Here is a 17,602-nt window from a genome sequence, read left to right on the forward strand (position 1 = left end):
GAGACGGCGGCGATGACGGGCGACAGCAAGGCGGCCAAAAGGGCCTGGGCCATGGCGTCCGCGCTCGCCCTTGTCCTCCTCGCGGGCTGCAACTACGAGGCCGGCTACGAGGTCGACGGCGGCACCTTCGGGGATGCAAGCTATAACAACGAGCAGGTCCAGACCGGCGCCAAGCAATATGTCGACACGCTGAACGACAGGTTCTCGGCCGAAGTGCCAACGACGATCACCTTCGCCTTCGACAGCGCCTATCTCGACAACACGGCGCGCGCCACGCTGACGCGGCAGGCCCAGTGGATCCGCCAGTTCCCCGAAGTACGCTTCAGCGTCTACGGCCACACCGACGCCGTGGGCTCCGCCGCCTACAACAAGCAGCTCGGCCTGCGCCGGGCCCAGGCGGCCGTCGCCTACCTGACCAGCCACGGCATCAGCCGTTCCCGGCTCGAGGCGCTGGTGTCCTTCGGAGAGACCCAGCCCGCCATCGTGACCTCGGGCCGCGAGCGCGCGAACCGGCGCACGGTGACCCAGGTCTCGGGCTTCGTCGGGCGGCACCCGACGGTGATGGACGGCAAGTATGCCCAGATCATTTACCGGGATTACGTCCAAAGCGCGGCATCCGCCACGACCCTGACCGGGATCGAGAGCGAAGTTCTCGCCGACTGACAATCGAAGGGACGGCGCCTCACCGTAGCCGTTTTCCCTACAATTGGGGCTTTTGAGCCCCAATCTCGCCACCATTCCCCCCGAGATTGCAGAACGTGGGCCACCTGCGCCCCGGCCGATTCCCGTTTCATCGCCCGGCGCCCAGGTCCCCGGAGAAAAGGTCTTTGTTTACCGGACTCCGTCTACGCTGGAAGAGGGACCGAAAGATGAGTGGTGCGATGCCGCAACCAGAGCCGACGCCGATCGTCGCCTGCACGATCAGCCGGGACGTTCAGAACTTCGATCTGCTGATCGAGGACATGGAAACGGCCATGGGCGAAAGCTGGGGCGATCTTGGCTTTGCCGAGGCGCTGGCCTTCTTCGGCCAGCCCGAGGCCGACGGCCTTGAATTTGTCGCAATTGCCATCGATTCCGCCGACGAAGACAACCTTGTCCTGCTGGGAGAGATCATCACCCAGGCCAAGGCCCGTGACATCAGGGTCATCCTCATCGCCGAGGACGTGACCCCGGCCTCGCTGCACCAGCTGCTGCGCAAGGGCGCGGACGAATTCGTCCCCTACCCCCTGCCCGAGCAGGAGCTGCAGATGGCGATCGACCGGCTGAACGATGCGCCGCCCCCCGAACAGACGCCGCCACCGGCCCCCGTGCTGAAATCCGGTACCGACAAGGAAGGCGCGCTGCTGGTCGCCCATGGGCTGGCCGGCGGGTCCGGCGCCACGACACTGGCGGTGAACCTCGCGTGGGAGCTGGCCAATATCGAGGACGACCACCCCCATTCCGTCTGCCTGATCGACCTGGACCTTCAATTCGGCTCGGTCGCGACCTATCTCGACCTGCCCCGCCGCGAGGCGGTGTTCGAGATGCTGACCGACACCGAGGAGATGGACGACGAGGTCTTCGGCGCCGCCCTGCTGTCCTTCGAGGACAAGCTTCAGGTGCTGACCGCGCCCACCGACATGCTGCCGCTGGACCTGATCGGCCCCGAGGACGTGGAGCGCATCATCGCCATGGCGCGCAAGCATTTCGACTATGTCGTGGTCGATCTGCCCTCGACCATCGTGCAATGGAGCGAAACGGTCCTGCAGGCCGCCCATGTCTATTTCGCGCTGCTTGAGCTCGACATGCGCTCGGCCCAGAACACGCTGCGCCTGAAGCGGGCCCTGCAATCCGAGGACCTGCCCTTCAGCAAGCTGCGCTTTGTCCTGAACCGGGCGCCGAAATTCACCGACCTCAGCGGCAAGAGCCGGGTCAAGCGGATGGCCGAATCCCTGGGCATCTCGATCGACCTGCAGCTGCCCGACGGCGGGCGCCAGGTGCCGCAATGCTGCGACCATGGCCTGCCTCTGGCCGCGTCGGCGGCCAAGAACCCGCTGCGCAAGGAAATCCTGAAACTCGCCAAGTCAGTCCATGAACTGGGCCGGAACGAGGCCGCCGCAGCCTGACCGGCCGGCACGTACGTACCCCGGGGGTAACCGATGTTCTCACGCTACAAGAAAAGCACCGACGGCGCGCCCAAAAAGGTGCCCTCCGCCGCCAGGGCGCTGCCCCAGGCGCCGGCCGAACAGGCCAGCGCCCCCGCCGCCCCGCAACAGCCGCAGGTGGCACCGGCCAAGCCGACCTCGCTGCGCCGCCCGCAGCAGGCCGCGCGCCCCGCCGACGTGCAGGGCGCCGAGAAAGAGCGCAAGCGCAAGGAGCGGATGCAGGAGATCAAGCTCGAGCTGCACCGCGACCTTCTCGAACACCTGAACCTCGCCGCGCTGGAAACCGCGTCCGAGAAGGACCTGCGCAACGAGATCAGCCAGATCACCGGCGAGATCCTCGAGGACAAGGGCATCGTCCTGAACCGCGATGACCGGCAGACCCTGAACAAGGAACTCTACGACGAGGTTCGCGGCCTCGGCCCGCTGGAGACGCTGCTGCAGGACGACACGGTCAACGATATCCTCGTCAACGGCCCGCACCAGATCTTCATCGAACGCAACGGCAAGCTCGAACTCAGCGACGTCACCTTCAAGGACGAACGCCACCTGCTGCGGATCATCGACAAGATCGTCTCGGCCGTGGGCCGGCGCGTGGACGAATCGAACCCCTATGTCGACGCCCGTCTCAAGGACGGGTCGCGCTTCAACGCCATGGTGCCGCCCATCGCGGTGGATGGCTCTCTGGTGTCGATCCGGAAGTTCAAGAAGGACAAGCTGCAGATCGACGACCTGGTCAATTTCGGCGCCTTCACCGAAGAGATGGCCGCCTATCTCCAGGCCGCCGTCGCCACCCGGCTGAACATCATCGTCTCGGGCGGGACCGGCTCGGGCAAGACGACAACGCTCAACGCGCTCAGCTCCTTCATCGACAACTCGGAACGGATCCTCACGATCGAGGACACCGCCGAACTCCAGCTGCAGCAGACCCATGTCGGCCGCATGGAAAGCCGCCCGCCCAACGTCGAGGGCAAGGGCGAGGTCAGCCCGCGCGACTGTCTCAAGAACGCCCTGCGGATGCGCCCCGACCGCATCATCGTCGGCGAGACGCGCGGATCCGAGGTGATCGACATGCTGCAGGCGATGAACACCGGCCACGACGGATCCATGACCACGATCCACGCCAACTCGGCCCGCGACGGGATCTCGCGCCTCGAAAACATGATCGCCATGGCCGGGATCGAAATGCCGATCAAGGCGGTGCGCTCGCAGATCGCCAGCGCCGTCAACCTGATCGTGCAGGCCTCGCGCCTGCAGGACGGCTCGCGCCGGATGACCTCGATCACCGAGGTGACCGGCATGGAAGGCGACGTGATCTCCATGCAGGAGATCTTTCGCTACCAGCGCGTCGGCCTCACCCCCGACAACAAGATCATCGGCCATTTCACCGCCACCGGCGTGCGCAGCCATTTCTCGGAACGGTTCCGCATGTGGGGCTATGACCTGCCCGCCTCGATCTACGAACCCACCCGGATGGAGACCCGCTGATGCAACTTTCGGCAGAACCGGTCATCTATGGCCTGATCTTCATCGGCGTTCTCGTCCTGGTCGAAGGCGTCTACCTGGTCGCCTTCGGCAAGTCGATCAGCCTCAACAGCAAGGTCAACCGCCGGCTCGAGATGCTCGACAAGGGCGCGGGCCGCGAACAGGTGCTGGAGCAACTCCGCAAGGAGATGCAGCAGCACATGAAGTCGCAGTCGATCCCGCTGTATTCCCTGCTCGCCGACAAGGCGCAGAAGGCGGCGATCGCGTTTTCGCCCCGCCAGCTGATCATGCTGATGGGCGGGCTGGCCGCGGTGGCCTTCGTCGGGCTCTCGGTCGGCACCACCGCCGATCTGCCGATCCGCATCGCCGCCTCGATCGGCATCGGCGTCGCCGCCGTCTACATGTGGGTCAACAAGAAGGCCAAGAAGCGGATCGACATGATCCAGGAACAGCTGCCCGACGCGGTGGAACTCATGGTCCGCTCCCTGCGCGTCGGTCACCCGTTCTCCTCCGCCGTGCAGATCGTCGCCAAGGAGGTCGAGGACCCGCTGGCCACCGAATTCGGCATCATCGCCGACGAAAGCGCCTATGGCCGCGACATGGGCGACGCGCTGAAAGAGATGTCCGAACGGCTCGACCTGCAGGATCTCCGCTTCCTCGCCGTCGCCGTGACCATCCAGCAGCAATCGGGCGGCAACCTGGCCGAGATCCTCGCCGGGCTGGCCAAGGTGATCCGCGCCCGCTTCCGCCTGTTCCGCCGGGTGAAGGCCATCACCGCCGAAGCGCAATGGTCGGGCAAGTTCCTGTCGGGCTTCCCGCTGTTCTGCCTCGTCGCGATCCTGGCCAACGATCCCGGCTATTACGACGAGGTGCTGGACCACGCCTATTTCATCCCCGCCTGTTTCATCGTCGGCATCATGCTGACCGCAAACGTCTTCGTGATGCGCATGCTCACCAACATCAAGGTCTGAGGTCAGCCGATGGATTTCATTCAGAATATCAACGACATCCTCACCGGCTCGCTGGGCCCCTTCGGCCCGCTGATCGCCGTGGGCGTGATCGGCCTTGTCATGATCCTCGTGACCGTGCCGCTGCTGCTGAACCAGCCCGAGGATCCGCTGAAGAAGCTCCAGCGCTCCAACAGCGAAGAGAAGAAGGGCAAGCCCAAGAAAGAGCGTCTGCGCCAGGCCGGGCGGAACGAACAGCTCGACCGGTTCGCCACCTTCCTCGAACCGCAGAACCAGGAAGAGCTGTCGTCGATGCAGCTGAAGCTGCGGCAGGCCGGCTACATGTCCAAGGACGCGGTGCGGCTTTATACCTTCATGCAGTTCGCGCTGGGTATCATCGGGCTGGTCATCGGCTTCACCTACGTCATCCTGCTGGGCCACGGCGACGGGATGGAGACGCAGCAGCGGCTGATGTACCTGCTGGGCCCCGGCGCCGTGGGCTACCTGCTGCCGAAATACTGGGTCACCCGCCGGGTCGAGGAGCGCAAGGAGAAGATCACCCAGGGCTTTCCCGACGCGCTCGACATGATGCTTGTCTGCGTCGAGGCCGGCCAGTCGCTGGATCAGGCGATCATCCGCGTCGCTAAGGAGATCCGCGCCTCCTTCCCCGACCTTGCCGACGAATTCGAGATCGTCTCGCACGAGATGAAGGCGGGCAAGGACAAGGAGCGCGTGCTGCGCGACTTCGCCACCCGCTGCGGCGTGCAGGACGTGTCGTCGTTCGTGACCGTGATGATCCAGTCGCAAAGCTTCGGCACATCCATCGCCGAGGCGCTGCGGGTCTATGCCGGCGAGATGCGCGACAAGCGCGTGATGCGCGCCGAAGAGGCGGCAAACAAGTTGCCAACCAAAATGACGCTTGCCACAATGACGCTTACGGTGCCGCCGCTGCTGATCATCCTTGTCGGACCTTCGGCCAACGGCATCGCCAACCTGGGCAACATGAGCAACTAGACCAATGACATTCCCCGGTGCCGGCCGTCAGGCAAGGGTCGGCACCTTCCTTCTGGGCCTGATGGCCCTGGCGGCGTGTTCCCAGCCCGGGATCGCGCCGTCGGGCACGGACGGAGTCTATGCCCCGGGCGTCAACCTGCGCAAACCGGCCGTCGACGGGCTCGTCGTCGGCAACCGGCTGGTCGATGCCGGCCACTACGAACTCGCGCTCGAGGCCTATACCCGCGCCGCCCTGGACGACGGCATGTCGCCCGAGATCCTGCTGGGCGTGGGCACCGCCAACCTTGGCCTCGGCCGGCTGGGCCAGGCCGAAAGCCAGCTGCGCCGCGCGACCGAAGCCCGCCCCGACTGGCCCGATGCCTGGAACAACCTGGGCGTGCTGCTGATGGAACGGGGCGAATGGTCGGAGGCCGAAGGTGTCTTTCGGAAGGCCTACGCGCTGGATAATGGCGAAAGTGACTCAATCCGGGATAATTTGCGCCTGGCACTCGCAAAAAACGAATTTCCTGATACTGTCGGTGATCAAAGCGATGACTATGCATTGGTGCGCCGGGGAGGCGTTGTCCTCCTGACACAGACCCCCTGAAGGGGGCGCCCAGCGGGGCACCATGAGGCAAGAGCAGCAAGGGACGCAGGAAAATGCGCCATCGGTATATCCTGCCAGTCGCCCTGGCAGCGGTCTCGGGCCTGTCGGCCTGTGCCGACAAGGGTGAGGAAACCGTCGAACGCGCCTTCCAGGAGGTCAACGTCGTCGATGAAAGCAACCTGAACGAGGTCATGCTGACCGTCGCCGACCCGAACGAGGCGGTCAGCTATTTCACCCGCGCCACCGGCGACACGCCCGACCGGATCGACCTGCAGCGCGGGCTCGCGCTGTCGCTGGTGCGCGCCAAACGCTCGACCGAGGGCGTGGCCGCCTGGAAGAAGGTCGTCGCCATGCCGGGCAGCACCGCCGACGACAAGGTCGAACTGGCCGACGCGCTGATCCGCGCCGGGCAATGGGACCAGGCCGAAACCGTCCTCGACCAGGTGCCGCCCACCCACGAGACCTTCAAGCGCTACCGGCTGGAGGCGATGGTCGCCGACGGCAACAAGGAATGGACCCGCGCCGACAGCTTCTACGAGGTCGCCGTGGGCCTGACCACGCAGCCCTCGGGCGTGCTGAACAACTGGGGCTATTCCAAGCTCTCGCGCGGCGATTTCGCCGAGGCCGAGCGGCTGTTCGGCGAGGCGATCCGCCAGGATCCGACATTGTTCACCGCCAAGAACAACATCGTCCTGGCCCGTGGCGCACAACGCAACTATATCCTTCCAGTGATCCCGATGGACCAGGTCGAACGCGCGCAGCTGCTGCACACGATGGCGCTTTCGGCGATCAAGCAGGGCGACGTCGAGACCGGCAAGAGCCTTCTGCGCGATGCCATCGACACCCATCCGCAGCATTTCGAGGCCGCCTCGCGCGCGCTGCAGGCGCTGGAGGCCTGAGGCCGTGCAGATCCCGGCGACACAGGCCCTGGTCTTCGTGCCCTTCGTGCTGCCGATCTGCCTCTACGTCGCCTTCACCGACCTGCGCGCAATGCGCATCACCAACCAGGCGGTGATCTGTCTTGCGCTGGTCTTCGTGGTGCTGGGCCCCTTCCTCATGCCCCTGCCCGATTACGGCTGGCGCTGGGTGCAGATGGCCGCCGCGCTGGGGATCGGCATCGCGCTGAACGCCGCCGGCGCCATGGGTGCGGGGGATTCCAAGTTCATCGCCGCTGCCGCGCCCTTCATCGACATGGGCGATATCCCGGCCCTGATAAAGCTGCTGGCTGCCGTGCTGCTGGCCGCCGTGGTCACCCACCGCGTGATCAAGCACACGCCCCTGCGCCGCGTCGCGCCGCACTGGGACAGCTGGAACAAGACCGGCGATTTTCCCATGGGCCTGGCCCTGGGCGGCACGCTGGCCTTCTACCTCATCCTCGGCGCGCTCTACGGGAGCTGACCCGCGCCCCCGCGGCCCAAGAATTTTAGACTAAAATTCTTGCACCACAGCCGCCATCGCGCCCGCCTCGCTCCACCCTTTTCCCCGATTTCCGCCACAATCCCGTGGCACCACGATCCCCGACGAAACCGGGGACCCGACCGATGAACATGCAGCCCGTGGGCGTCACCGCGCCCCCCTCTCCCAGGACACTCGCCGAGATCGAGCTGCCCATGGTCATGATGCGGGACATCCTGCTCAAGACCATGTTCCGCAAGACGCTCGACCTGGTAAGCGAGATCAGCCAGGCGATCTGTCTGCCGGTCCCGATCACCCAGGAACTCGTGGACCTCGCCCGCGAACAGAAGCTGCTGGAAGCCACCGGCACGCTCAACGCCAATTCCGGCAACGAGATGGGCTACCAGCTGACCGACCAGGGCAGAAGCCGCGCGCTGGATGCGCTGTCACAGTCGGAATATTTCGGCGCCATGCCGGTGCCGCTGCACATCTATTCCGAGCAGGTCAAACGCCAGTCGATCCGCAACATCCAGGTCACGCGCGACCAGCTGACCACCGCCATGGGCCACCTGATCCTGCCGTCCTCGCTGCTCGATCACCTGGGCCCCGCCGTCAGCGCCGGCCGCTCGATCCTGATGTACGGCCCGCCCGGCAACGGCAAATCCTCGATTTCCAACGGCATTCGCGACGCGCTCGGCGATCGGGTCTACGTGCCCCGCGCCATCGAATATGCCGGCCAGGTCATCACCGTCTACGACCCGATCGTGCACAACGCCCTGCCCGATATCGTCGACGACCCCGGCTCGCTCCGCCGCGCCAGGCGGTTCGACCAGCGCTATGTCTGCTGCGAACGGCCCACCGTTGTCACCGGCGGAGAGCTGAGCCTGTCGATGCTCGACCTGGTCTACAACCCCACCGCGCGCACCTACCAGGCGCCGCTGCAGCTGAAATCCACCGGCGGGATCTTCATCGTCGACGACCTCGGGCGTCAGGCCGAACCGCCGCAGGCGCTGGTCAACCGCTGGATCGTGCCGCTGGAGGAAGGCAAGGACATCCTCGGCCTGCAATCGGGCGAGAAGTTCGAGGTGCCCTTCGACACGCTGGTGATCTTCTCCACCAACTTCCACCCGAACGAGATCTTCGACAAGGCGGCGCTGCGCCGGATCTTCTTCAAGATCAAGATCGACGGGCCGGACCAGGAGAACTTCCTGAAGATCTTCGCGCTTGTGGCGCGCAAGAAGAAGGTGCCCCTGAACGAGAAGGCGCTCGTCCACCTGATCCGGACGAAATACCCGACGATCAACAACGAATTCGCCAACTACCAGCCGGTGTTCCTGATCGACCAGATGATCGCGATCTGCGAATTCGAAGGCATCCCCTACCAGATGACGCCCGAGCTGATCGACCGCGCCTGGGACAACATGTTCGTCCGCGACGAACATATCGTGAAATAGGCAATGCAAGAGGCCCGGGGCGCATCGCCGCCGGGCCTCGCTCCTCTCCTCCGTGTCTCTCTTCTAGCGCGCCGCTATTCCGCCGGCTGCACCTGCGGCCCCGGCCCCCGGCCGGTCACCGGTGCCTTGTCCTGCAACGGCAGCTCGATCATCAGCAGCGAGATCCCGCAGGCCAGCAGCGACAGCACGCATGCAATCCAGAACACCGGGTGCAGCGCCGCGGCGATGCCCTGGGTCACGATCTCCTGCATCTGCGGATCCATCGCGGCGATCATCTCGTTCGTCAGCCCGCGCGGCGCCCCTTCCAAAGCGCCATCCAGCCGGGATTGCAGACCGGCGGCGAAGATCGCGCCGAAGGTTGCCGTACCGACCGACCCGCCGATCAGGCGGAACATGTTGGCCGAGGCGGTGCCGATCCCGATCATCTGCGGCGGCACGGCGTTCTGGATCGCGGTCACGCCCACGCCCATCGTCGGCCCGATGCCCAGCCCCACGAACAGCATGGTGACGGCGATCCACCAGTTCGGCGTATGCGCATGGGTCATCGCCATCGACACCAGCGCCAGCGACAGCACCGCGGTCGAGGCCACGGGCAGCAGCCGGTAATGCCCGGTGCGCGCCATGATCTGCCCCGCCAGTGTCGAGGCCCCGATCAGCCCCGCCATCATCGGAAAGACGAAAAGGCCCGAGGCCGCCGGCGACATCCCCTTCACCACCTGCATGAAGAAGGGCACGAAGGTGATCGTGCCGAACATCGTCACGCCGATGATCATGCCGACCGAATTCGAGACGACGAAATTGTTGATGCGGAACAGCTGCAGCGGCAGGATCGGTTCTTCGGCGCGGCTTTCGATCCGCAGGAAGACGCCCAGCATCACCAGCACGGCCAGGATCAGCGCGATCACCATCGGGCTGCTCCAGGGCAGGACGGATCCGCCCAGGCTGGCCGTCAGCACGGTCAGCGACAGCACCGCCGTCAGGCTGGCCGCGCCGGCATAGTCGATCTTCACCCGGCCGCGTCCGGGCGTGCGCCGAAGCGCCAGAGACAGCACCGTCATCGCGACAAGCCCCAGCGGCAGGTTCACGAGGAAGATCCACTGCCAGCTGAAATGCTGCACGATGAAGCCCCCCGCCAGCGGCCCCACCACCGTCGACAGGCCAAAGACCGACCCCAGGATCCCCTGGTACCGCCCCCTCTCGCGCGGCGAGACATTGTCGGCCACGGTCGCCATCGACGACACGATCAGCCCGCCGCCGCCCAGCCCCTGAACGAACCGGCCGACGATCAGCACCCAAAGCTCGGGCGCCAGCGCACAAAGCACCGAGCCCGCCAGGAACACGCCGATGCCCGCCTGCATCACGATCTTGCGGCCAAACAGATCGCCCAGCTTGCCAAAGACCGGCGCGCTGACCGTCGCCGCCATCAGGTAAGAGGTGATCACCCAGGTGATCTGGTCCAGACCGCCCAGGTCGCCCAGAATCACGGGCAGCGCCGTGGTCACCACGGTCTGGCCAAGTGACGCAAGAAACAGCACAGCCGAGACCGCGAAGAACAGCGCGATAAGCCGCCTGGGCTCCAGGTCGTCCGCGGAGCTTGGGATTGATTCTGTCACGTGTTAATCCTTGAGACCAATTCGCCTCTCCCGCTGACCGAAGACCAAGCGGAACCAGAGGCATCCGCCCCTTGCGGAGCTTACAATACGGGTGTCACAGGCAGGTATATGCAGATTGCAATTACATGTCAATGTCACGTATAATGCACACAGGGCCGGTGGGGATGCCGGCACCAACGGAGGACAAGCCAATCGCAGGCTGCAGCAACGAACTCACCGACTTTCTGGAAAAGGCGGGGATCGACCACCGAACGACAGAGGCCGCCCTGGACATCGACGCTTCTCTCCAGCAATGGCGCCGCCGCGTGTCCAAGCGCGAGCTGGGCACCGCCGCGCTGGACGCCTTCGGCCTCTCGGACGAGATCGACCTCGCGCAGCTCGATGTGCTCTTCGCGATCTCTCCGCCGCTGAACGAATTCTGGGACGACGAGGGCACGGACGAGACGATGGTCTCCACCATCGCCGCGCGCCTGCGGATCGACCCGTCGCGCGCCTCGCGCCTGGTGAGCGAGCTGATCACCAAGGAACTCGCACAGCGCAGCGTCAGCCAGCGCGACGCCCGCCGCACCATCGTCGAACTCACCGAAAGGGGCGAGGCCATCGTCTTCGCCGCCCGCCGGTTCAAGTTCCTGGTGCTTGGCGAATTCCTGTCGGGCTGGACGGATGAAGAGATCGCCGCCTTCGTGCCGTTGATGGAACGCTTCGTCGCCTGGACCGACGATGCCGGGCGGCTGGGCCGGGAACGCTTCGCGCACGAGATCTCGGAGCTGACCGCCGAGCTGAAAAAGACCCTGCCGGCGGCCTGACCGACCGGCACGAGGCCGCGATGGACACGACCCCCGAGCAAACCGCCGACCAGACCAGCACCCAGACCATGGGCGCGGATCCGGGCCACCGCCCGATCCCGTCCCGCATCACCGACTGGTTCTCAGGGCGCGGCTGGCAGGTGCACCCGCACCAGCAGGCCATGGTCGACCGCGCGGACCAGCCCGCCACCCTGCTGATCGCCCCCACCGGCGGCGGCAAGACGATGGCCGGTTTCCTGCCCACCCTGGCGGAACTGGCCGAGGGCGGGCACGACGGGCTGCACACGCTCTACATCTCGCCGCTCAAGGCACTGGCCGCCGATATCAAGCGCAACCTGCGCACCCCCGTGGACGAGATCGGCCTGCCCATCCGCATCGAGGACCGCACCGGCGACACCTCGGCCACCGTCCGCAAGCGCCAGCGCGCCGACCCGCCGCATATCCTGCTGACCACGCCCGAAAGCCTCGCGCTGCTGACCTCCTACGAAGACGCCGCGCGCACCTTCGCCGGTGTGCAGCGCGTGGTGGTGGACGAGATCCACGCGCTGGCCGAATCCAAGCGCGGCGATCAGCTGATGCTGGCGCTGGCCCGGCTGCAAACCCTCGCCCCCGGCCTGCGCCGCGTCGGCCTCTCGGCCACGGTCGAGGACCCGGCCGCCATCGCCCGCCTGCTCGCCCGCCACCCCGATCCCTGCGCCATCCTGCAGGCCGATCCCGGCCCGGCGCCCGACATCGCCATGCTCAGGACCGACGAACGCCCACCCTGGGCCGGCGGCGGCGCGGCCTATGCGATCCGCGCCGTGCTGGACCAGGTGAAACAGCACCGCACCACGCTGATCTTCCACAACACCCGCGCCCAGGCGGAAATCTTTTTCCACAACCTCTGGCTCGCCAATGAAGACAGCCTGCCCATCGGCATCCACCATGGCTCTCTCGACCGGGTGCAGCGCGAGCGGGTCGAGGCGGCGATGGTCCGGGGCGATCTGCGCGCGATTGTCTGCACCGGCTCTCTGGATCTGGGCATCGACTGGGGCGACGTGGACCTGGTCATCCAGATCGGCGCGCCCAAGAACGTCAAGCGCCTGGTCCAGCGCATCGGCCGCGCCAACCACCGCTACAACGCGCCCTCCAAGGCGCTGCTGGTCCCCGCCAACCGCTTCGAGGTGGTCGAATGCGTCGCTGCCCTGGAAGCCGTGCGAGACAACGACCTGGACGGAGAGCCGCGCGGCCCCGGCCCTCTGGACGTGCTCTGCCAGCAGATCTTGATCGCCGCCTGCTCGGGCCCGTTCGACGCCGACGCGCTTTTTGCCGAGGTCAGGACCGCCGGCGCCTATGCTACCCTGTCGCGCGCCGCCTTCGACGATTGCCTCGATTTCTGCGCCACCGGCGGCTACGCCCTGCGCGCCTACGACCAGTGGCAGCGCCTGAAACAACGCCCCGATGGGCTCTGGCAATTGCGCGACCCACGCTCGGCCCAGCGGATCCGCATGAACATCGGCACGATCCAGGACAGTGAAACCCTGAAGGTCCGCCTGCGCCGCAACCGCGGCGGCAAGCCGCTGGGCGAGATCGAGGAAGGCTTCGCCGCCTCCCTCTCCCCCGGTGACACCTTCCTGATCGGCGGCCAGATCGTGCGCTACGAGGGGCTGCGCGAAACCGTGGTCGAGGTGTCGCGCGATGCCCACCGCAAGCCCAAGATCGCGGTCTTCTCCGGCACGAAATTCGCCACCTCCACCCAGCTGTCGAACCGCATCCTCGACATGTTCGCGCAAGGCGCCTGGCCCCAGCTGCCCGGCCATACCGCCGAATGGCTGGCGCTCCAGCGCGAGGTCTCGCGCCTGCCCGAACGCGGCCGGCTGCTGATCGAAAGCTTCCCCCATGACGGGCGCGAACATATCTGCATCTACGGCTTCGCCGGGCGCAACGCGCAGCAGACGCTGGGTCTTTTGCTGACCAAGCGGCTTGAGGAAACCGGCCTTGCGCCCATGGGGTTCGTGTCGACCGATTACGCCACGCTGATCTGGGGGCTCGACGCGGTGATCGACCCTGCGCCACTGTTCGACATCGACGCCCTGCGCGACGGGCTTGACCGCTGGCTGGCCGGCAACGCGGTGATGAAGCGCACCTTCCGCGCCTCGGCCACCATTGCCGGGCTGATCGACCGCAACGTGATGGGCCCGCGCAAGACCGGGCGGCAGATGACCATGTCGTCGGACATCCTCTACGACACGCTGCTGAAATACGATCCCGACCACCTGACCATGCGCATCACCCGGACCGAGGCGCTGCGCGGTCTCGTCGATTTCGGCCGGATCGAAGAGATGATCGCGCGGACCTCCGGCATCGACCTTTTGCGCCTGAAGCGCGTTACACCGCTGGCCGCGCCGCTTTTCCTGGAACATGGCCGCGTGCCGGTGGCGGGCTCGGCCGAAGACCGACTGCTGGCCGAAGAGACCGAGGCGCTGATGTCCGCCGCCGGCCTCGACGGCGCGCTCAGCTGACCCTCTTGCGCAAGCGCGCGGGATAGGCCAAGGAACGGAGCATGAACGCTCTTCAGACCACCCAGCCCCGGACGCACGACTTCACCCTCGCCGGTGCCCGGCTGACCGCCCTGCCCTCCGGCGCGCTATGGTGGGCGGCCGAAAGCCTGCTCTGCGTGTCGGACCTGCACCTGTGCAAGGCCGAACGTCACGCCCGCCGTGGCGGCGCGCCCCTGCCGCCCTACGAGACGCGCGATACGCTGCAGCGCCTGTCCGATGCCCTGCAGGCCACGGGCGCCCGCACGGTGATCTGCCTTGGCGACAGTTTCGACGACCTCGCCGCCGCGCGCGCCCTGCCCGAGGCCGAACGGCTGGAGCTGACGGGCCTGATGGCGGGCCGCGACTGGATCTGGATCGAGGGCAACCACGATCCCGGCCCCGTGGATCTTGGCGGCACCCACCTGGCCCAGCTCACGATGGGCCCGCTCACCTTCCGCCACATCGCCGACCCTTCGGCGCGCGGAGAGATCTCGGGCCATTACCACCCCAAGGCGCAGGTGAAGACCCGCCTTCGCCGGATCTCGCGCCCGGCCTTCCTGCTGGACCGCGACCGCCTGATCCTGCCTGCATTCGGCACCTTCACCGGCGGGCTGCGCAGCACCGCACCGGAACTGTCCCGCCTGATGCGGCCCGAGGCGCTGGCGATCCTCACGGGGCAATCCGCACAGCCGGTGCCCATGCCCCGCTGACGGCGCCGGGCCGCGAGGTCGCGCTGGAGTATTTTTACAAAGGTGAAGACAGGGGCGTGGCGCGCCGGATCATGAACAGATCGTTAATCCGCGCTTGCAACCTCTTGATTTCAAAAGGCCGGCACCCTGTCCCACGCGTGGGACATTCCGCAACCCCCTGCTTCATCTTTGCCCAAATACTCAATCCGGCCGAGCCACCCGCGCATCGGCCGGATCAGATAAGCCCGGCATCCTCAAGCTCGGGCATATAGGTCCGGCTCACCGGCACGCGGTCGCCGTTGACGAGCCTCAGGTAGGTCTTGCCCCGCTCCTTCTCGGCGCCCTGCACCGCCTGGCGCGCGACCCAGTGGCTGCGGTGGGTGCAGAAGCCGTCGACCGTGTCCATCTCCTCCACCGCGTCGCCAAAGCGCAGGCGGATGGCATATTCGCCCTCGGTCGTGACCACCATCACCCGGTGGTCGTTCACGTTCAGCCGGATGATCCGCCCGTCGAAGCTGCCGGGCAGGCGGCGGATCAGGCGGGGCGGTTCGGCCGCCGGGGCGGCGTCCGCGGACGCGGCTTCGAGGATGGGCGCGGCGGATTCGGGACGGGCCACGAAATGGGTCCGGATCACGCGGCGCATGGCACAGACGCCGATGGTGATGCAGGCCACGAAGAACATGAGTCGCAGGAAGGACAGCGGCGCGGATCCCGGTTCATGGGCGATGGCCCAGTCCACAGTCCAGACCACCGGCGTGAAGACCACGCTCATCAGCACCACTACCAGCCCGTCCCGCCGCCAGGGCCTGTCGTCCGGGACCAGCCGCGCCGCAAGCCGGCGCAGCCCCGCGCTGACGAAGCTGGACGAGACAATGACCAGCCCCCAGAACAAAAGGCGCTGGGTAAAGGACATCGAGCCATAGGTGCCGAAGGGCCCGGCCAGTGCCACCAGGACGGAGCCCAGCGACCAGACGAGTAAATGAATGTTCCTCTGGTTCAGCCCGACGGCGCCACGGAGCAGTTCAGTCATGCAATCTGCTGGTATCTGAAAACGATCGGTCATTTTCTAGCGGCAAGACGGCGGTCTCGCAAACCGGAAATTGACCGGACACGCCGATGGCTGCCAGAGAGCCCGCTGCATGCGCACACGCGGGGTGTCGCGCCCCGGGGGGGCGGGGCGCGACATGGGGTCATGCCCTGTCTGGGCCGGCTCAGGGCGTCAGCCCTTCGGGTTCGTCCAGCCCGTTGAGGCGGGCGCAGGCGGTGACCGTATTGGCAAGAAGGCAGGCGATGGTCATCGGGCCGACCCCGCCGGGCACCGGCGTGATGGCGCCGGCCACGGCGGCGCAGCTGTCGTAATCGCAATCGCCGACCAGGCGGGTCTTGCCCTCGCCCTTCTCGGGCGCGTCGATCCGGTTGATGCCCACGTCGATCACCGAGGCGCCGGGCTTGATCCAGTCGCCGGTGACCATCTGCGGACGTCCCACGGCGGCCACGACGATATCGGCGCGTTTCACCACCTCGGGCAGGTCCTTTGTGCGGGAATGCGCGATGGTCACCGTGCAGCTTTCGCCCAGCAGCAGTTGCGCCATCGGCTTGCCCACGATGTTCGACCGGCCGATCACCACCGCGTTCAGCCCCGACAGCGACCCCAGGTGATCGCGCAGCAGCATCAGGGAGCCCAACGGCGTGCAGGGCACCATCGCCTTCTGGCCCGTACCCAGAAGCCCGACGTTCGAGATGTGGAACCCGTCCACGTCCTTGGCCGGTGCGATGGCGTTGATCACCTTGTCCGCGTCCATGTGATCCGGCAGCGGCAGCTGCACCAGGATGCCATGCACCTGCGGGTCCTTGTTCAGCGTCTCGACCAGGTCCAGCAGGTCAGCCTCGGGCGTATCGGCGTCCAGCTTGTGCTCGAACGAGGCCATGCCGGCCTCCACCGTCTGCTTGCCCTTGGAGCGCACGTAGACCTGGCTTGCCGGGTCCTCGCCGACCAGCACCACGGCCAGGCCCGGGGTGATCCCGTGATCCGCCTTCATCTTCGCCACGTGCTTGGCCACCTGGCCGCGCACCCTGGCCGCAAAGGCCTTTCCGTCAATGACTTCCGCCGTCATCGCAACCTCTCATCTGCTTCGTTTCCCATCCCGGGGCGCGCCCCGGCCCCTTCAGGGCCGACGGGCAGCGGGGGCTCGATGCCCCCGATGGCCGTTCTCCGGCCCCGGGCCGATCGCCGCGGCGCTCTCTTGCCGTGTTATCCCGACACGCCACAACGCCACAGGACCAATGCGACATTCGGCGGGGAAATTGCGGCCCGGGCACAGGTGTCCCGCTTTGGCATCGGAAACCGCAGGGTCTCAGGGGGCCCAGGCCCGCTGTGCCGGCAGCCAGAGCGTCAGGTGATCGCCCCGCCGCAGCGTCCCGGGCCGTTCGACCCAGGCCGTCACTCCGCGCCGGCCGGCGGCGGCGCGCTTGAACGCCTTGCCGTGACCCGGCTCGTCCGCCTCGATCTCGCGCGCGGGCAGGTTGCAGGGCAGGTTCTCCATGTCCACCGTCAGCGCCACGCCCGAAGGTCCCTGCAGCCGCGACGACGGCGGGACATGGGTGAAATCGGGGATCCCCTTCACCACCACCGAGGCTCCGAGCAGGCCCGGATCCAGCGCCTCCAACCCGATGTCGGCGGCGATTCCCGCCAGTTCCTCCTCGGACAGGATCGTCAGCTGCCGCACGTTCCGGATCTCGGTGCCCTTGGGATAAAGCTCCTTCACCCGCACGCAGGCCGGCCGCGTCGCGCCCTCGTGCCGTGCGCCGTCAAGCCCGTGGAATCCCAGCTCCAGCGCGTCCTGCGCGCCCGAGCGCAGCCCCTGCCTCGCCGGGGCCATGCCCAGCCAGACGACCTCTCCGACATGCTCACTCTCGCGATAGACCGACGCCATGGGTCCCGTCCTTTCCTGAA

General features: G+C 66.7%; 16 protein-coding genes. 12 read left to right on the forward strand and 4 right to left on the reverse strand.

The features are described 5' to 3' along the window. Positions 1 to 12: 12 nt before the first annotated feature. From ATO3_RS20750 to ATO3_RS20790, 9 genes are all read left to right on the forward strand, one after another. Positions 13 to 663, forward strand: a complete 651-nt coding sequence (locus tag ATO3_RS20750; protein WP_408630824.1) for an OmpA family protein — start codon at positions 13 to 15, stop codon at positions 661 to 663. 206 nt (positions 664 to 869) lie between these two features. Next, the gene (locus tag ATO3_RS20755; RefSeq protein ID WP_088651824.1) at positions 870 to 2,105 is read left to right on the forward strand and encodes an AAA family ATPase; all 1,236 of its coding nucleotides are present in this window, start codon (positions 870 to 872) and stop codon (positions 2,103 to 2,105) included. Between the two features lie 33 nt (positions 2,106 to 2,138). Then, positions 2,139 to 3,629, forward strand: coding sequence for a CpaF family protein (locus ATO3_RS20760; protein WP_233152238.1), 1,491 nt, complete (start codon positions 2,139 to 2,141; stop codon positions 3,627 to 3,629). Continuing rightward, positions 3,629 to 4,597 carry a type II secretion system F family protein gene (locus tag ATO3_RS20765; protein WP_088651825.1) on the forward strand — a complete coding sequence of 323 codons (969 nt, stop codon included), beginning with the start codon at positions 3,629 to 3,631 and terminating at the stop codon, positions 4,595 to 4,597. The genes ATO3_RS20760 and ATO3_RS20765 overlap by 1 nt, the downstream gene beginning before the upstream one ends. A 9-nt stretch (positions 4,598 to 4,606) precedes the next feature. Next, on the forward strand, positions 4,607 to 5,587 hold the full coding sequence (locus ATO3_RS20770; RefSeq protein ID WP_088651826.1) for a type II secretion system F family protein: 981 nt from the start codon (positions 4,607 to 4,609) through the stop codon (positions 5,585 to 5,587). A gap of 4 nt (positions 5,588 to 5,591) precedes the next feature. Next, on the forward strand, positions 5,592 to 6,173 hold the full coding sequence (locus ATO3_RS20775) for a tetratricopeptide repeat protein (RefSeq protein ID WP_198963331.1): 582 nt from the start codon (positions 5,592 to 5,594) through the stop codon (positions 6,171 to 6,173). 53 nt (positions 6,174 to 6,226) lie between these two features. Further along, on the forward strand, positions 6,227 to 7,072 hold the full coding sequence (locus ATO3_RS20780; protein ID WP_088651827.1) for a tetratricopeptide repeat protein: 846 nt from the start codon (positions 6,227 to 6,229) through the stop codon (positions 7,070 to 7,072). A 4-nt stretch (positions 7,073 to 7,076) separates the two neighbouring features. Beyond that, positions 7,077 to 7,571, forward strand: coding sequence for an A24 family peptidase (locus tag ATO3_RS20785; RefSeq protein ID WP_233152239.1), 495 nt, complete (start codon positions 7,077 to 7,079; stop codon positions 7,569 to 7,571). 143 nt (positions 7,572 to 7,714) lie between these two features. Further along, positions 7,715 to 9,022, forward strand: coding sequence for a P-loop NTPase family protein (locus ATO3_RS20790; RefSeq protein ID WP_088651829.1), 1,308 nt, complete (start codon positions 7,715 to 7,717; stop codon positions 9,020 to 9,022). 74 nt (positions 9,023 to 9,096) lie between these two features. On the opposite strand, the gene ATO3_RS20795 is transcribed toward ATO3_RS20790, so the two are convergent. After that, complete coding sequence (locus ATO3_RS20795) at positions 9,097 to 10,635, reverse strand: MDR family MFS transporter (protein WP_088651830.1); 1,539 nt, start codon at positions 10,633 to 10,635, stop codon at positions 9,097 to 9,099. Positions 10,636 to 10,799: 164 nt separating this feature from the next. Here ATO3_RS20795 and ATO3_RS20800 point away from each other — a divergent pair, with 164 nt between their 5' ends. The 3 genes from ATO3_RS20800 (at position 10,800) to pdeM (ending at position 14,670) form a co-directional block, all read left to right on the forward strand. Further along, complete coding sequence (locus ATO3_RS20800) at positions 10,800 to 11,441, forward strand: MarR family winged helix-turn-helix transcriptional regulator (protein ID WP_088651831.1); 642 nt, start codon at positions 10,800 to 10,802, stop codon at positions 11,439 to 11,441. A 68-nt stretch (positions 11,442 to 11,509) separates the two neighbouring features. Beyond that, a complete protein-coding gene (locus tag ATO3_RS20805; RefSeq protein WP_088651878.1) occupies positions 11,510 to 13,942 on the forward strand; it encodes a ligase-associated DNA damage response DEXH box helicase in 2,433 nt (810 codons plus the stop codon). 41 nt (positions 13,943 to 13,983) lie between these two features. Then, positions 13,984 to 14,670, forward strand: a complete 687-nt coding sequence (gene pdeM, locus ATO3_RS20810; protein WP_088651832.1) for a ligase-associated DNA damage response endonuclease PdeM — start codon at positions 13,984 to 13,986, stop codon at positions 14,668 to 14,670. A 214-nt stretch (positions 14,671 to 14,884) separates the two neighbouring features. On the opposite strand, the gene ATO3_RS20815 is transcribed toward pdeM, so the two are convergent. The 3 genes from ATO3_RS20815 to ATO3_RS20825 all read right to left on the reverse strand — a co-directional run bounded on the left by ATO3_RS20815 (position 14,885) and on the right by ATO3_RS20825 (position 17,582). Further along, entirely contained in the window at positions 14,885 to 15,679 is a 795-nt protein-coding gene (locus ATO3_RS20815; RefSeq protein WP_143747316.1) for a LytTR family DNA-binding domain-containing protein, read from the reverse strand. A 181-nt stretch (positions 15,680 to 15,860) separates the two neighbouring features. After that, positions 15,861 to 16,763 (reverse strand): bifunctional methylenetetrahydrofolate dehydrogenase/methenyltetrahydrofolate cyclohydrolase FolD, encoded by a 903-nt coding sequence (folD, locus tag ATO3_RS20820; protein ID WP_088651834.1) that lies wholly within the window; start codon positions 16,761 to 16,763, stop codon positions 15,861 to 15,863. 240 nt (positions 16,764 to 17,003) lie between these two features. After that, a complete protein-coding gene (locus tag ATO3_RS20825) occupies positions 17,004 to 17,582 on the reverse strand; it encodes an MOSC domain-containing protein (RefSeq protein WP_088651835.1) in 579 nt (192 codons plus the stop codon). Between the last annotated feature and the right edge of the window lie 20 nt (positions 17,583 to 17,602).

Source organism: Marinibacterium profundimaris, from assembly GCF_002210095.1.
GTDB lineage: Bacteria > Pseudomonadota > Alphaproteobacteria > Rhodobacterales > Rhodobacteraceae > Marinibacterium > Marinibacterium profundimaris.

Excerpts from the sequence above, each read along its gene's own strand:
- ATO3_RS20770 (WP_088651826.1), top strand. The coding sequence starts at position 4,607 with ATGGATTTCATTCAGAATATCAACGACATCCTCACCGGCTCGCTGGGC.
- pdeM (WP_088651832.1), top strand. The coding sequence starts at position 13,984 with ATGAACGCTCTTCAGACCACCCAGCCCCGGACGCACGACTTCACCCTC.
- ATO3_RS20775 (WP_198963331.1), top strand. The coding sequence starts at position 5,592 with ATGACATTCCCCGGTGCCGGCCGTCAGGCAAGGGTCGGCACCTTCCTT.
- ATO3_RS20790 (WP_088651829.1), top strand. The coding sequence starts at position 7,715 with ATGAACATGCAGCCCGTGGGCGTCACCGCGCCCCCCTCTCCCAGGACA.
- ATO3_RS20765 (WP_088651825.1), top strand. The coding sequence starts at position 3,629 with ATGCAACTTTCGGCAGAACCGGTCATCTATGGCCTGATCTTCATCGGC.
- ATO3_RS20760 (WP_233152238.1), top strand. The coding sequence starts at position 2,139 with ATGTTCTCACGCTACAAGAAAAGCACCGACGGCGCGCCCAAAAAGGTG.
- ATO3_RS20755 (WP_088651824.1), top strand. The coding sequence starts at position 870 with ATGAGTGGTGCGATGCCGCAACCAGAGCCGACGCCGATCGTCGCCTGC.
- ATO3_RS20805 (WP_088651878.1), top strand. The coding sequence starts at position 11,510 with ATGGGCGCGGATCCGGGCCACCGCCCGATCCCGTCCCGCATCACCGAC.
- ATO3_RS20800 (WP_088651831.1), top strand. The coding sequence starts at position 10,800 with ATGCCGGCACCAACGGAGGACAAGCCAATCGCAGGCTGCAGCAACGAA.
- ATO3_RS20815 (WP_143747316.1), bottom strand. The coding sequence starts at position 15,679 with ATGACTGAACTGCTCCGTGGCGCCGTCGGGCTGAACCAGAGGAACATT.
- folD (WP_088651834.1), bottom strand. The coding sequence starts at position 16,763 with ATGACGGCGGAAGTCATTGACGGAAAGGCCTTTGCGGCCAGGGTGCGC.
- ATO3_RS20780 (WP_088651827.1), top strand. The coding sequence starts at position 6,227 with ATGCGCCATCGGTATATCCTGCCAGTCGCCCTGGCAGCGGTCTCGGGC.
- ATO3_RS20750 (WP_408630824.1), top strand. The coding sequence starts at position 13 with ATGACGGGCGACAGCAAGGCGGCCAAAAGGGCCTGGGCCATGGCGTCC.
- ATO3_RS20825 (WP_088651835.1), bottom strand. The coding sequence starts at position 17,582 with ATGGCGTCGGTCTATCGCGAGAGTGAGCATGTCGGAGAGGTCGTCTGG.